Consider the following 14,261-nt stretch of genomic DNA (forward strand, 5'->3'; position numbering starts at 1 on the left):
GGCTCACCGCGCGTCCGCGCGCTTGCGCTGGCCGTCGTAGGCGTCGACGATGCGCGCCACCAGCGGATGCCGCACCACGTCGGCCGAGGTGAAGCGAGTGATCGCAATGCCCTGGACGCGCTTCATCACGCGCTCGGCGTCGATCAGTCCGCTGAGCTGGTGCTTGGGCAGATCGATCTGGCTTACGTCGCCCGTCACCACCGCCTTGGCGCCGAAGCCGATGCGCGTCAGGAACATCTTCATCTGCTCGGGCGTGGTGTTCTGCGCTTCGTCGAGGATCACGAAGGCGTTGTTGAGCGTGCGGCCACGCATGAAGGCCAGCGGCGCGATCTCCAGTGCGTTGCGTTCGAAGGCTTTCTGGACTTTGTCGAAGCCCATAAGGTCGTAGAGCGCGTCGTACAGCGGGCGCAGGTAGGGGTCGACCTTTTCAGACAGGTTGCCCGGCAGAAAGCCGAGCCGCTCGCCGGCCTCCACTGCAGGCCGCGTGAGCACGATGCGCTGCACCGCGCTGCGCTCCAGCGCATCGACCGCGCAGGCCACCGCGAGGTAGGTCTTGCCGGTGCCGGCCGGGCCGATGCCGAAGGTGATGTCGTGGTTCGCGATGTTCTCGAGGTAGGCCGCCTGGGTCGGCGTGCGGGCGCGCAGGTCGGCCCGGCGCGTGACCAGCATCGGGCCGGCTTCGCCGTCGTCGGTCATGCCCGAATCGCTGGCCAGCGTGAGCTGGACTACGGCCGGGTCGATCGGCCGCTCGGCGATTTCGTAGAGCGCCTGCAGCACGTCCATCGCCTCCTGCGCCCTGGCCTTGGCCCCCTCGACCTTGAACTGTTCGTGCCGGTGCGCGATCGTCACGCCCAGCGCCTCTTCGATGCGGCGCAGATGCTCGTCGAGCGGGCCACAGAGATGGCCAAGGCGTGCGTTGTTGAGCGGCTTGAAGGTGTGGCGAATGATCAAGGGGATAATTCCGGCTCGAAGAAGACAACAAGAAGGGCTCCCATGATAGGCAAGTTGACCGGCACGCTGGCCGAACGCAATCCACCGCAAGTGGTGGTGGACTGCAACGGGGTCGGCTACGAGGTCGACGTGCCCATGAGCACTTTCTACAACCTGCCGCCCACCGGCGAACGCGTGTCCCTGCTCACGCATTTCGTGGTGCGCGAGGACGCGCAGATCCTCTACGGCTTCGGCACCGCCGGAGAACGCGTGGCGTTCCGCCAGCTCATCAAGATCTCCGGCGTCGGCCCGCGCATGGCGCTCGGCGTGTTGTCGGGCCTGAGCGTGGCGGAACTGGCCCAGGTGGTCACGCTGCAGGACGCCGGGCGCCTGGTCAAGATCCCCGGCATCGGCAAGAAGACCGCCGAACGGCTGCTGCTCGAACTCAAGGGCAAGCTCGGCGCCGACATCGCGCTGCCGACACACGCGGCGAGCGACGCGCAGGCCGACATCCTGCAGGCGCTGGTCGCGCTGGGATACAGCGACAAGGAAGCCGCGCTGGCGCTCAAGGCACTGCCCAAGGACGCAACGGTGAGTGAAGGCATCAAGCTGGCGCTGAAAGCACTGGCGAAGTAGGCCGTAACAAGCACGGGACCGAGGGCATGCCCAACTGCGACTTCTACGCCACGAAGGAAGACCACGACAGCCTGCTCTCTTGGCTGTTCGCCGAAGAAAGCTGCGAGGTGTACGAACTTGCGTCTGACTTCGAGCAACCGCTGAGATGTTTCCGCTCGGCGGCCGAAGTGCTGGCGCAGTTCGATCGCAGCTATCCCAACGGCAGGAGGTGGCATGCCGTGCATCTGCAGCTGTATGTGCGCGGCGCGGGCCCCGCCTTCGTGCCGCGCCGCGTGACGCTGAACCCGGAGGCTTGCGGTGGTGCCACATTCCGCTACAACGCCGATGGCTGGGGCCTGGTGCAGCTGTACCTGGGCTCGGCCTCCGCGGGCGATGCGCGACTGGAAAACTCGCACACCAACCACAACTCGATGAAGCGTGCACAGGCGTGGTCGGACACTGTGGACGTTCTCGGCGGGGTCGAGGCCTGGGACTTCGGCAGGATCACGTCCTTCTCGTCCCGCCTCAACCGCGAAATCCGAAAACGCGGTGTTGCCAAGATTGGCAGCCAGGCCGTGTTGCCTGGTGCGCTGAAGCTGTGGGACATCGGCGTGGCCATGGGCCCCTACAAGCCCGTAGAGTACGAACTCCAGCGAACGGACGCGTAGCGTTCTCGCCGCTCAGGGATGGATCTTCTCGCCCCTGGCCAGCATCTCGACGAACTTCTCGATGCGGCGCGCCCGGGTTTCAGGTTTCTTCGCACCCTGCGTACGGAACAGCACCGCAAAGCGGTTGCGCGCATCCAGCGTGGCGAAGAACTTCGCAGCTTTCTTGTTCGCGTCCAGCGCGGCCTGCAGATCGGGCGGCACTGTCGCCACGCTCGCGGCTTCGTAGGCCGCTTCCCAACGGCCGTCGGCGCGGGCGCGCTCCACTTCGGCCAGCCCGGCCGGCTGCATGCGGCCTTCCTCGATCAGCTTCAGCGCCTTGGCGCGGTTGATCCGCGACCAGGTGCTGCGCGGCGTGCGCGGGGTGAAGCGCTGCAGGAAATACTGCGCGTCGTCGCTCTTGCGCTGGCCGTCGATCCAGCCGTAGCACAACGCGACTTCGAGCGCCCCGGGATGGTCGATGGAGGCGATGCCGCTGGCCTTCTTCGCCATGCGCAGCCACACGCCGGCTGCGGTGGCATGGTGCCGCTTGAGCCAACGCTCCCATGCGGCGGGGGTGGTGCATTCGACCGGCGTGTTGTGCGGGGCGCGCTCGGCGGCTGCGGGCTTTTTTTCGCGCGTGCTGCTGCCCGCGCTCACGGCACCCACCAGTAGCGCAGCGCGTGAAAGTAGATCGGCGCCGCGAAGACCACCGAGTCGAGCCGATCCAGCATGCCGCCATGGCCCTCGATCATGGTGCCCCAGTCCTTCACGCCGCGGTCGCGTTTGATGGCCGACATCACCAGGCCGCCGAAGAATCCCATGAGGCAGATCGTGAGCGCCATCAGCGCGGCTTGCCAGGCGTTGAACGGCGTGGCCCACGAGAGCGCGGCGCCCAGCGCGGTGGCGCTCGCCACGCCGCCGATCAGGCCTTCCCAGGTCTTGGAGGGCGAGAGTTCGGGCGCGACCTTGCGTTTGCCGAACAGCTTGCCCCACACGTACTGAAGCACGTCGCTGCCCTGCACCACGATCACCAGGAAGGCGATCAGCAACAGGTTGCGCCCTTCGAAACCGGGAATCTGCAGGGTGAGCAGGGCGGGCACATGGCTGATGCAGAACACGCACACCATCAGCCCCCACTGGATCTTCGAGGTGCGCTCCAGAAAGCGCTGCGTGTCGCCGCCCACGGCCGCGAGGATCGGCAGCACCAGAAACGCATAGACCGGAATGAAGATCGAATAGAGCCCGTACCAGTCAATCCAGATCAGGAAGTACTGCACCGGCAGCGCCACGAAGAACGCGAGCGCAATCGCATGGTGATCGCCGCGCCGCGTGTAGGCCAGGCTGATGAACTCGCGCAGCGCATAGAACGAGATCAGATAAAACAGCACGATCACGCCGCCCTTGCCAAACGCGAAGGCGAGCCCGATGACTGCCACCATCACCCACCACGCGTTGACGCGCGAGTTGAGGTTGTCGATCACCGAATGCGGCTGGCCCTGCGCCACCCGCCACTTGAGCAGCGCGCCGATGGCCGAGGCCAGCAGCAGAACGCCGAAAACGCCACCGAAGAGCTGCAAAGTGATCCAAGCAAAGGGAGAAAGGTTCATATCAGCGCTTGGTTGGGATTGTTCGCGGAACACCGCGGAACCGGCTCTGCCGGGCCGCTGGTGTTGCCCCCTGCAAGGGGGTGGGCGAAGCGACACGAAGTGCGCGAAGCCTGGGGGTGTGCTTCATACTTTGTCGTACTCGGGCTGCAGGTCGAGCATCGCGGCGCGGGCACGCGCCATTAAGGTGTTCTTGTCTTCGCCCTCGGCCAGCACGATCGGCGTGCCGTAGCGCACCGTGCAGGCCAGCGGGATCGGCACCAGCGTGCCCTTGGGCAGCACGCGCTTCAGGTTCTCGATCCACACCGGCACCAGCCGCACGTCGGGGCAGGCGCGCGCCAGGTGATAGAGCCCGCTCTTCAGCGGCAGCAGCACCTCGTCACCGATGTTGCGCGTGCCTTCGGGAAACATGATGAGCGAGTCGCCGGCCTGCAATGCGTCGGCCATCTGTTGCACCGGATTGCTGGCAGCTGCACCGTCGGCCTCACTGCCGGGTGCCGCCGAGCCGTCCCGCTTGATCATCAGCGCGTTGAACACCTCTTCGCCGATGAAGCGGCGCAGCTTGGAGGCCAGCCAGTAGTCCTGCCCGGCGACCGGCCGCGTCAGCGCGCGCAGGTCGGCCGGCAGCGTGGCCCACAGCAGCACGAAGTCGCCATGGCTCGTGTGGTTGGCGAAGTAGAGCGTCTGCTCGGCCTTGGGCTGGGTGCCGCTCCAGATCGCTCGCACGCCGGTCAGCAGCTTCGCGGCGCCGACGATCAGCCAGGCCGAGATGACGGCGGCGGCCTTGCGGCTTTCGCCTTCCACGGATGCATTCATGACAACGCCTCGCTCCTGAATCTTTTTTTGTTCATCGCAAATCCTCTGTCAGCAAGGCCAGCACGAACACCGCGATCTGGCAGGCCACCACGATGGCGTGGCGCTGCATCAATTGACGCGTGCCGAGCACGCGATCGGCCAGTGCGCGCGGCTCGTCGGGCGCGTTGCGCATGCCGAGCCGCTGCAGCGCGTTGTCGAGCATGCCCGGCGAGCCGATGCGGCCGTTCGCCAGGCCTTCGAAGAGGCCGATGTCGAACTGCAGGCGCAGCGCCAGGTAGCGCTCGAGCACGCCGAGTGCCGCGACCGCGCCGAAGGCTAGGCACGAGGTCAACGGGAGCGAGCGCGCGGTCAACGCCAGCACGCCGAGCGCGATGCCGCTCAGCGCGAAGCCGAAGGCGGCGATGACGCCGTTCGCGCGCAGCAGGCTCGCGGTGCCGGTGCACAGGGCGCGGTCGTCGTCATTCATGGTGTCGCACGCCTCGCGTGGCTTGTTCGAGCGCCGCGTGCCAGGCCGGGCGCAGCACGATCTGCGGGCGTGCCTGCCGCACCAGCTTCTCCGCCTCGGCCAGTGCGGGTGCGTTGTCGCCATGCGTCGCGACCCAGCCGATCAACGATGCTGCGCTGCGCGAAAAGCCGAGTGCGCAGCAGGCCCAGACGGCTTCGCCGCTGCGGCGCTGCGCTTCGATGACGGCGGCCGCGCGCCGCAGTCGCGCGGGTGGCGGCACCACAAGGTCGAGCATGGGCACGCAGCGCGCGCCGGCGACCGGTGGCAATTGCAGCTCGGCGCTCAGGCTCAGCAGCCGCGGCCGGCCGGCGGCCTGCCATTCGGCGGCGTTCGGAATGCGGCCCAGCCGCAGGCCCGGCAGCACCTCGACCGAGGCCGGCAGCTTGCGCGTCCAGAGCCAGGCGTTCAGGGCGGCGCCGGCGCGGTAGGGCATCAGTAGCCAGCGCGCCGGCCAGGCCATGCGGCCGCGCGCGTCCATCTGGAAGCCGCGCGCACCGAAGCCGATGTAGTTGAGCGCCACGGCAGCGAGCGACGCCGCCGGCCAGGCCAGCCAGAGCGCGATGCCGCCGATGGCGAGCGCCAGCGCCAGGCAGAGCGCCGCGCCGGCCGCATAGAAGCCGGCGAGCTTCCAGCGCTGCGGATCGCGCGCCAGCTTCCAGGCCCGCGGCAGGGACACCACGCGCTCCAGCGGCCAGAGCCAGACGCAGACGATCCCGAGCAGGGCGCCGGTCGGGATGTCGATGAAATGGTGCTGCCATGTCGTCAGCACCGACGCGCAGATCGCGAACGCCCACACGTGCATCACCGCACGCGCCCAGCGCGCCGTGATGAGCCGCCGGTACCAATCCCAGAGGATCACGGCCAGCGCGATGTGCAGCGAGGGCGCCTGGTTGTAGGGCTGGTCGAAACCGCGCAGCGCATTGAACAGAAACGCCGGCGCGCCGTCTACCGGTGGCTGTCCGAAGCTGAAGTGCAGCGGCCACAGCACGAAGCAGGTGACGGCGATGGCAGTCGCCGTGACGAGGCGCAAGGCATGCCGGTCGACCATGTGTTTACTGCACACCAGAAACAGCGAGAGCGCGTAGAACACATTGATCGTCCAGTACGGAAAGATCGTCCAGGGCCAGAACGGAATCTGCCGTTCCCATTCGAAGGCCGCACTCGGCACCTGGGCACGCGTGGTCGCCCACCAGTTGGCAAAACCGTAGGTCGCGTAGAACAGCGGCCCGAGCAGCGCGAGCCAGGCGGCTGCGCGTTTCCAAGGCCGTCGAGCGAACCATGCAGCGATCATTCCTCGACCCGTACCGCGAGCGATACCGTGAAGATGCCCCACTCGTCGACGCGCTGCGCGATCTTGCGGAAGCCCGCGGCTTCGACCAGTTGATCCATCTCGGCCTGCGTGCGGCGGCGCATCACCCATGCCTCGCCCTGGCGGTGGCTGGTGAGCGCGCGCGCGATCATCTCGAGTTGCGGATGCCAGGGCTGGCCGGTGTAGACCAGGTAGCCGCCGTCTTCCACCGCATCGCCGACGCCCGCGAGCGAGCGGCTCACCATCTCGTTGTCGGGGAACAGTTCGTACAGGCCCGACACCACTGCCAGCGTCGGCCGCGGCAACACGCTGGCGAGGCTCATGCGATCGAAGGCGTCGGCCTGCACGAACTGCGCCACGTCTTCGAGGCCCTTTTCGGCGATCAGCCTGCGGCCGTCGCGCACGTTGATCTCGCTGTAGTCGCGCAGCAGGATCGACGCGGCCTTGACCGGGCTGGCGACCACGGCGTCGAGCACGTAGCGGCCATGCCCGGCCGCGATGTCCATCAACCGCACTTCACGGTGCTGCTCGGCCAGCCGCTCCATCGCCTCGCACAGCAGTTCTTCCACATGAATCTTGCGTTGGCGAATGCCGCGCCAACCGATCGAGCCGAGATAGGTCTTGTCGATCGAACGGCCGAGCGGGCCCATGCCCTGCGGTGCGTTGCGATAGACATAGTCGAGCGTGCTGCCCGAATCGAAACCCGTTGCATGGCCGAGTGCGACGCCGCGCGACAGCAGCCCGCCGAAGCGCAGGCCGCCGCGCGTCATCGCCCAGTAGGCGCCGCGCGGCGACAGCGGCGAGAGCGGCGCGGCGAGTGCGCGCGACTCGTCGGCCGTTTCGCCGGCCAGGTGCGCACTGCGCCGGTCGACCGGCACCGGCGGCGCGTCGAACAGTTGCAGCACGAAGGCGCGGATTGCGGCAACGGCCGGTGCGCGGTCTTTCTCGCCGAGCGTGTCGTGGAAGAAGCCGGGCAGCTCCATCTTGGTCTTCACTGCGCTGCCGAGCCGCTCGAAGAACTGGTGCTGCGGCTTGTGGTGCACCACCCAGTCGGCGCCAGAGATCAGCAACTGCGTCGGCAGCGTGATCGCGTTGGCGTCGGCCACCACGCGGTCGGCCGCTTCGTAGAGCCCGAGCAGGATGTTGACGGCGATCGGCCGCGAAATCAGCGGGTCGCTCTCGTAGCTCGCAATGCGTTCGCGGTCGTGCGTGAGGAACTTCGCCTTGACGTAGCTGTTGACGAAGAACAGCCCGCGCAGCTTGTGCATCAGCCCCAGGCCGGCCCGCGCGAACGGCACGTAGAGCTTGACCTTGAACGCCGGCGAGGCCAGCGTGAGGCCGCGCACCCTGGGCGCGTAGTCGTGCGCCCAGGTCGCGATCAGCACCGCGCCCACGCTCTGCGCGATCACGTGAATGTCTTCGGGCGGCACGCCGTGCGTGGTGCCGATGTGGTCGATGAAGGTCTGCACGTCGCGCACCGAGGTCGCAAAGCTGGGGCTGTAGCCGCGCTGGCCGGGCGACTGGCCATGGCCACGCGCGTCCCAGGCGAAGAAGTCGAAGTCGGGCAGATCCAACTCGTCGACCAGGTGCGCCATGCGCGCGCCGTGTTCATGGCCGCGGTGGAACAGCACGATGGCGCCGCGCCGTGTTTCGCCGGTTGCCGGCCAGTGCCGATAGAACAGCGCGACCTCGTCGTGCGTGCTGAAGTGGTGCTCGTGCGCGATGCGGGAAGTTTTCATGCTATGAATTTGATAGCTTCTCGCGCCCGCAGGACGGGCACTGCAAGCCGGTTTCTTATGAATTCTGCGGTGTGGCGGCGGCTTCGTCCAGCGCGCGGCGAACGCGGTTGACGATGGTCCATGCCACCAGCGCTGCCAGCAGGGGCATGAGCAAGCCGGACCAGTCCGGCAGCGGCCAGCCGAGCGCCACGTAGAGCCCGAGCGCGCCGAACACGAAGGCGCGATCGCTTTTGCCGAGCGGCCCGTCGTAGCGGCGCGAGGCGCCGACCGTCGGCCCCAGCGCACCGGCGAACTCGCTCAGGCCGGCCAGCACGATCACGGCGCCGACCCAGAACGGGCTGAACGGCGCAACCAGCGCAAATGGCAGGTACAGCGCCGCGTCGGATACCACGTCGGTCAGCTCGTTCAGAAAGGCGCCGAGCCTGCTTTGCTGACCGAACTCGCGCGCCAGCATGCCGTCGATGGCGTTGAGGCCCATGCGCAGGAACATCCAGAGCGGGATCAGCGCGAAGGCGGCGCGCGCCGGCAGCGCGAAGAAGAGCCACAGGCCCAGCGCCACCGAGATGACGCAGGCCGCCAGCGTGACCTGGTTGGCCGTTGCGCCCTGGCCGTGCAGGCGCACCACCATCGGCCGCAGCAGGGCCTGGAAACGCGGTTTCAGTTCGTAGATCGACACGCTGCGGGCCTCTTCCCCTTCTTCGGTGCCGCATTCTGCCAGCGGGGCACATGGCTAAACTGCCCCATCCGCCCTATGCCCTATGACCATCCAGACCGATGACTTCGCCCCGGCCCCGCAACGCGTGGTCTCCGCCGCCCCGGCTTCGCCGAATGAAGAAGCGATCGAGCGGGCGCTGCGCCCCAAGCTGCTGCAGGAGTATGTGGGGCAGGCCAAGGTGCGCGAACAACTCGGGATCTTCATCGGTGCGGCGCGCAAGCGCGAAGAAGCGCTCGACCACGTGCTGTTGTTCGGTCCGCCCGGCCTCGGCAAGACCACGCTCTCCCACATCATCGCGGCCGAACTCGGCGTCAACCTGCGCCAGACCTCGGGCCCGGTCCTCGAGAAGCCGAAGGATCTGGCGGCGCTGCTGACCAATCTCGAGCGCAACGACGTGCTTTTCATCGACGAGATCCACCGCCTGAGCCCGGTGGTCGAAGAAATCCTCTACCCCGCGCTGGAGGACTACCAGATCGACATCATGATCGGCGAGGGCCCGGCCGCGCGCAGCATCAAGCTCGACCTGCAGCCCTTCACGCTGGTCGGCGCCACCACGCGCGCCGGCATGCTGACCAACCCGCTGCGCGACCGCTTCGGCATCGTCGCGCGGCTCGAGTTCTACACGGCCGACGAACTGGCCCACATCGTGCGGCGCAGCGCGGGCCTGCTGAAGGTCGCGATGGACGAAGCCGGCGGCTTCGAGATCGCGCGCCGCTCGCGCGGCACGCCGCGCATCGCCAACCGGCTGCTGCGCCGGGTGCGCGACTACGCCGAGGTCAAGGGTGATGGCCGCATCACCGAAGACGTGGCGCACAAGGCGCTGGCGATGCTCGACGTCGACCCGCAAGGCTTCGACCTGATGGACCGCAAGCTGCTCGAAGCCGTGATCCACCGCTTCGACGGCGGCCCGGTCGGCCTCGACAATATTGCGGCCAGCATCGGCGAGGAGCGCGACACAATCGAGGACGTGATCGAGCCTTACCTGATCCAGCAGGGCTACCTGCAGCGCACGCCGCGCGGCCGCATCGCCACGTTGGCCGCCTACCGCCATCTCGGAATCGCGCCGCCGAACCGCGACGGCGACATGTTCGGTGTATGAGCGCCCCCCCAGTCTTCGCGAAAGATTGCAATGCACACGCATGACCTGAGCGCCTGGCGCCACGACCATCGCTTCGGCGAGGAGAACGAGCACGCCGAGCGGAGCACGCGGCTCGTGATGTGGATCACCGCCGTGACGATGGTGGTCGAGATCGGCGCCGGCTGGTGGTTCAACTCGATGGCGCTGCTGGCCGACGGCTGGCACATGAGTTCGCACGCGGTGGCGATCGGCCTCAGCGCCTTCGCGTACGCCGCCGCGCGCCGCTATGCGCACGACCCGCGCTTCGCCTTCGGCACCTGGAAGATCGAGGTGCTGGGCGGCTTTGCGAGCGCCTTGTTCCTGCTCGGCGTGGCCGCGCTGATGGTGTTCGGTTCGGTCGAACGGCTCTGGTCGCCGGCCCCGATCCACTACCGCGAGGCGATGGCGATCGGCGTGCTCGGGCTGATCGTCAATCTGGTCTGCGCCCGCCTGCTGGGCACGGCGCACGGGCACAGACATGGTCACGACCACGACCACGACCATGCGCATGCACACGACGCCCCGCACGCGCATGGTGAAGACCTGAACCTCAAGTCCGCGTACATGCATGTGCTGGCCGACGCCGCTACCTCGGTGCTTGCGATCGTCGCGCTGGCCGGCGGCTGGCTCTACGGTTGGGCCTGGCTCGACCCGGCAATGGGGATCGTCGGCGCGGTGCTGGTAGCGGTCTGGGCGAAGGGGCTGCTGCTCCAGACGGGCCGCGTGCTGCTCGACCGCGAAATGGACCATCCGGTGGTCGGCGAGATCCGCGACGGCATCGAGTGCGGACTGGCGGCATCGGAAACGCGCGTGGCCGACCTGCACGTGTGGCGCGTCGGCCGCGGCGCCTATGCGTGCGCCGTCACCGTCGTCACCCACTCACCGACGCTGAGCGCCGACGAGGTGCGGGCCTGCTTCTCGATGCACGAGGAGATCCGGCACTCCACCGTGGAGATCCAGCGCTGCATGCCGGACGATGAGCATCTGCGCCACGTAGTAGGTTCCCAGCACCCATAGTGGCGCCAGCGGCAGCGGGGTCACTCGCTCGGCGCATGCCCAGGCCGATGTTGTGGAGGGCATCGGCCCGACGACTGGGGTCGGCCCGGTGCCGCGCCCACGGTCACGCGGGTGTCACCCCATTGCCATGCCGCCGTCATGGGGCCCTGCGAGCCTATCCGCCCATGCAACGCGACGATGCTTTCATCCGCGCATGGCGCGACACAGCCGGCCCCGACACCGACGAGGGGACGCGGCCGCGGCAGCGTTTTCGCTCGCTGTGGATCTCCGACCTGCACCTCGGCACGCCCGGCTGCCAGGCCCGCGCACTGCTCGACTTCCTGAAGCACACCGAGTGCGAGACGCTGTTCCTGGTCGGCGACATCATCGACGGCTGGCAGCTCAAGCGGCACTGGTACTGGCCGCAGGCGCACAACGACGTGGTGCAGAAGCTCCTGCGCAAGGCGCGCAACGGCACCCGCGTGATCTTCATCCCGGGCAACCACGACGAGTTTGCGCGCAAGTACCTCAACCACAATTTCGGCGGCATCGAAGTGGCCGAAGAGTGGATCCATGAGACCGCCGACGGCCGCAAGTTGTGGATCATCCACGGCGACCTGTTCGACGGCGTGATCCAGTGCGCCAAGTGGCTGGCGCACGTCGGCGACTCGCTCTACGAATTCACGCTCAAGCTGAACCGCCACCTGAATTCGCTGCGCGCGCGCATGGGGCTGCCGTACTGGTCGCTGTCGAACTACCTCAAGCAGAAGGTGAAGCGCGCCGTGAGCTACGTCGGCGATTTCGAAGTGGCGGTGGCACGCGAAGCCCGCAAGCGCGGGGTGCAGGGCGTGGTCTGCGGCCACATCCACCATGCCGAGATGCGCGATATCGACGGCGTCCTGTATTGCAACGACGGCGACTGGGTCGAGAGCCTGACCGCGCTCGCAGAGCAGGCCGACGGCACGCTCGAAATCATCCACTGGGGCGAGCACATGCCGGTGGAGGCGCGCACGCCGGTGCTGTCGCGGCGGCGGGAGCCGGCAGCGGTTTGAGGCCGGGGCGTGCGCACCTGGAGTGGGTGTCCGAAGTTCAGGACAACAAGAAGCCCCTGGCGCTTTGAAGGCGGCAGGGGCTTCGGGTTTTGCGAACGCCGGTGCAGCGGCGAACAACGATCTGGTGGCTCTTCACGGATTCGAACCGCGGACCTGTGGATTATGATTCCATCGCTCTAACCGACTGAGCTAAAGAGCCGAGCCCGAGATTATAGCCCGGACTCTGGCGCCGTCATCTTCACCAGGCGAGCCACTGTGCAAAGGCCGGATTCGTTAACCCCGATCGGCGCCGTCGCCCGTACAACCTCGGGTGAAAATCCCTTCATGCCTCCGGTCTCTCCCGACAGCCCTGCCGACGACCCTGCCGACAGCGCCGCCGTGCCCGACGATCAGCTGATGCTTGCCTATGCCGGCGGCGACACGGCCGCGTTCGATCTGCTCTATGCGCGCCACGAGGGCGGCCTGTTCCGCTTCGTGCGGCGGCTGATGGGCGTGCGGCTGTCGGCCGAGGTGGACGAGGTGTTCCAGGAAACCTGGGAACGCATCATCAAGGCGCGGGCCAGCTTCTCGCCGCAGGGCGCGAGCTGGCGCACCTGGGCGTTCACGATCGCGCACAACCTCGCGATGGATCGGCTGCGCCAGAGCGGGCGCGAGGTGTCGTACTACGCGCACGACGAAGACGGCGACGGGCTCGAGGCCGGGGTGCTGTTCAGCCGCGGCCTGCTGCGGCCAGAGGCCAGCCACGCGTCGGCCGAAGAGCTGGCCTTCTGGCGCGCCGCGGGCCGCCGCCTGCTCGCCTGCCTGGACGAACTGCCCGACGAGCAGCGTGCGGCGTTCCTGCTGCAGCAGGAAGAGGGTTTCACCGTCGAGGCAATTGCGCAAAGCCTCGACGTTGGCTTCGAAACCGTGCGCAGCCGGCTGCGCTACGCCTTGCAGAAGCTGCGCGGCTGCATGGAGCGCTACCTGTCAGCGTTGGAGCATCGGGCATGAACGACAAAGTCCTGCCGCCCGAAGACGACGACCGGCCTGACCCGGCGCTGCGCCGCGCGCTGGAGAACGCGCCCGATCACGGCGCCGTGCCCGACTTCCGGATCGGCAAGGCGATCCGCCGCATGGCGCACCAGGCGGTGGCGTCCGATGAAGGCGCGCAGGACTTGTTGCCGATGTTGCCGGACGGCCGGCCCTGGTGGCACCGTCTGCTGTTCGGCAGCGGTGGCAAGAACCGCATGCCCTGGAACGCCGCCTTTGCCAGCCTGCTGGTCGGCGTGCTGGTCACGGTGCTGTGGCAGCGCGAACCGGTGCCCGGCCCGCAACTCGACAGCCAGGCGCCGGCTGCTGCGAAATCCGCGGCGCCTGCCGCCGCGCCTGAACCGGCCCAGCCGGAAGCATCGGCGCCGGCTGCTGCCCCCAGCATCGCGTTGCCGCCCACGGTGACCGAGGCGCCGAGCTTGCCAGGCCCGCGCACGCCGCTGGTGGTGCCCGATCTGCCGTTTCAGATGAACTTGCCGCCGCCACCCGCGGCGGCTGCGCCGTCGCGCAGCGAGACGATGCCACCGGCCGGTGCCAGGAAGAACGAACCGCGGGGCGGGATGGCCGATGAGGCCGAGCGCAGGGCGGCGCCGCTGGCGCGCCAGTCGGCACCTGCACCGGCGCCGGCGATCACCGCCGTGCCCGCTGCGCCGCCGATCGCGAACGACGCGGCCGTGGCCGCCGCACCCGATCGGCGTGCGGCCGCTCGGATGCGTGAAGAAGCGGCGCCCCCGGCACCCGCCGGCGCTGTCGCCGGCGCCGGCGCCGGCAACCAGGCCAAGTCATCGTCATCGGTTCGCACGGAAGCCAGCCAACCGCCGAGCTTCGCGGCGCTGTCCCAGTGGACGCGCATGACCATCGTCCCGGCCAATGGCCCGACCCGCAGCTTCACGCGGGCCGAGGCGCGTGATCTCGGCACGCTGCTCGGCTCGGCTGCTCTCTCAGCGGTGAGCCCGCTGCCGCTGCGCAGCAAGGTGGAATGGCGCGTGACGCTCGAGCGCGACGGCAAGCCGCTGGCGCAGTTCGAGCTCGCGCGGGGCGAGGTGCGCTGGCGCGAGAGCGGCGCGCCAGCCGCCACCGGCCAGCCGCCCGAGGGCGCGCTGGACGGCCTGCGCGATGCCCTGCGCGAAGTGACTGCGCCGCCGGCCCCGGCCGCCGCCGTGCCGCAGCTCGAGGCGCCGCGCTGA

The 14,261-nt window shown here is 68.3% G+C and carries 15 protein-coding genes and 1 tRNA gene; 7 read left to right on the forward strand and 9 right to left on the reverse strand.

The window, feature by feature from the left end; translation table 11 throughout:
• Positions 1–3: 3 nt before the first annotated feature.
• Positions 4–951 (reverse strand): PhoH family protein, encoded by a 948-nt coding sequence (locus ACSFA8_RS18015; protein WP_435480852.1) that lies wholly within the window; start codon positions 949–951, stop codon positions 4–6.
• Positions 952–993: 42 nt separating this feature from the next.
• Here ACSFA8_RS18015 and ruvA point away from each other — a divergent pair, with 42 nt between their 5' ends.
• Together ruvA and ACSFA8_RS18025 are read left to right on the forward strand one after the other, a co-directional pair.
• The gene (gene ruvA / locus ACSFA8_RS18020) at positions 994–1,566 is read left to right on the forward strand and encodes a Holliday junction branch migration protein RuvA (protein WP_435480853.1); all 573 of its coding nucleotides are present in this window, start codon (positions 994–996) and stop codon (positions 1,564–1,566) included.
• 26 nt (positions 1,567–1,592) lie between these two features.
• Positions 1,593–2,213: a hypothetical protein gene (locus tag ACSFA8_RS18025; RefSeq protein WP_435480854.1), complete on the forward strand. Its 621-nt coding sequence runs from the start codon at positions 1,593–1,595 to the stop codon at positions 2,211–2,213.
• Positions 2,214–2,225: 12 nt separating this feature from the next.
• On the opposite strand, the gene ACSFA8_RS18030 is transcribed toward ACSFA8_RS18025, so the two are convergent.
• The 7 genes from ACSFA8_RS18030 to ACSFA8_RS18060 form a co-directional block, all read right to left on the reverse strand.
• Positions 2,226–2,858 (reverse strand): YdeI/OmpD-associated family protein, encoded by a 633-nt coding sequence (locus tag ACSFA8_RS18030; protein ID WP_435480855.1) that lies wholly within the window; start codon positions 2,856–2,858, stop codon positions 2,226–2,228.
• Positions 2,846–3,799, reverse strand: coding sequence for a phosphatidate cytidylyltransferase (locus ACSFA8_RS18035; RefSeq protein WP_435480856.1), 954 nt, complete (start codon positions 3,797–3,799; stop codon positions 2,846–2,848). The genes ACSFA8_RS18030 and ACSFA8_RS18035 overlap by 13 nt, the downstream gene beginning before the upstream one ends.
• Positions 3,800–3,922: 123 nt before the next feature.
• Positions 3,923–4,612, reverse strand: a complete 690-nt coding sequence (locus tag ACSFA8_RS18040) for a lysophospholipid acyltransferase family protein (protein ID WP_435480857.1) — start codon at positions 4,610–4,612, stop codon at positions 3,923–3,925.
• Between the two features lie 31 nt (positions 4,613–4,643).
• On the reverse strand, positions 4,644–5,078 hold the full coding sequence (locus ACSFA8_RS18045) for a hypothetical protein (protein ID WP_435480858.1): 435 nt from the start codon (positions 5,076–5,078) through the stop codon (positions 4,644–4,646).
• Positions 5,071–6,408: a phosphatase PAP2/dual specificity phosphatase family protein gene (locus ACSFA8_RS18050; protein WP_435480859.1), complete on the reverse strand. Its 1,338-nt coding sequence runs from the start codon at positions 6,406–6,408 to the stop codon at positions 5,071–5,073. Before ACSFA8_RS18050 ends, ACSFA8_RS18045 begins: the two co-directional genes overlap by 8 nt.
• Positions 6,405–8,165 (reverse strand): bifunctional alpha/beta hydrolase/class I SAM-dependent methyltransferase, encoded by a 1,761-nt coding sequence (locus ACSFA8_RS18055; RefSeq protein ID WP_435480860.1) that lies wholly within the window; start codon positions 8,163–8,165, stop codon positions 6,405–6,407. The genes ACSFA8_RS18050 and ACSFA8_RS18055 overlap by 4 nt, the downstream gene beginning before the upstream one ends.
• Positions 8,166–8,220: 55 nt before the next feature.
• On the reverse strand, positions 8,221–8,841 hold the full coding sequence (locus ACSFA8_RS18060; protein ID WP_435480861.1) for a CDP-alcohol phosphatidyltransferase family protein: 621 nt from the start codon (positions 8,839–8,841) through the stop codon (positions 8,221–8,223).
• Between the two features lie 82 nt (positions 8,842–8,923).
• Here ACSFA8_RS18060 and ruvB point away from each other — a divergent pair, with 82 nt between their 5' ends.
• From ruvB to ACSFA8_RS18075, 3 genes are all read left to right on the forward strand, one after another.
• Positions 8,924–9,979, forward strand: coding sequence for a Holliday junction branch migration DNA helicase RuvB (gene ruvB / locus ACSFA8_RS18065; protein ID WP_286539468.1), 1,056 nt, complete (start codon positions 8,924–8,926; stop codon positions 9,977–9,979).
• Positions 9,980–10,009: 30 nt separating this feature from the next.
• Positions 10,010–11,014, forward strand: a complete 1,005-nt coding sequence (gene dmeF, locus ACSFA8_RS18070) for a CDF family Co(II)/Ni(II) efflux transporter DmeF (RefSeq protein WP_435480862.1) — start codon at positions 10,010–10,012, stop codon at positions 11,012–11,014.
• A 164-nt stretch (positions 11,015–11,178) separates the two neighbouring features.
• Complete coding sequence (locus tag ACSFA8_RS18075) at positions 11,179–12,045, forward strand: UDP-2,3-diacylglucosamine diphosphatase (protein WP_435480863.1); 867 nt, start codon at positions 11,179–11,181, stop codon at positions 12,043–12,045.
• A 122-nt stretch (positions 12,046–12,167) separates the two neighbouring features.
• Here the strand turns inward: ACSFA8_RS18075 and ACSFA8_RS18080 are convergent.
• Positions 12,168–12,244: transfer RNA gene (locus ACSFA8_RS18080), tRNA-Met, on the reverse strand.
• A 125-nt stretch (positions 12,245–12,369) separates the two neighbouring features.
• Here ACSFA8_RS18080 and ACSFA8_RS18085 point away from each other — a divergent pair.
• Together ACSFA8_RS18085 and ACSFA8_RS18090 are read left to right on the forward strand one after the other, a co-directional pair.
• Positions 12,370–13,035 (forward strand): sigma-70 family RNA polymerase sigma factor, encoded by a 666-nt coding sequence (locus ACSFA8_RS18085; RefSeq protein WP_435480864.1) that lies wholly within the window; start codon positions 12,370–12,372, stop codon positions 13,033–13,035.
• Entirely contained in the window at positions 13,032–14,261 is a 1,230-nt protein-coding gene (locus ACSFA8_RS18090) for a hypothetical protein (protein ID WP_435480865.1), read from the forward strand. The genes ACSFA8_RS18085 and ACSFA8_RS18090 overlap by 4 nt, the downstream gene beginning before the upstream one ends.

The sequence above is a fragment of the Variovorax nitratireducens genome (assembly GCF_051216545.1).
Lineage (GTDB): Bacteria > Pseudomonadota > Gammaproteobacteria > Burkholderiales > Burkholderiaceae_C > Variovorax.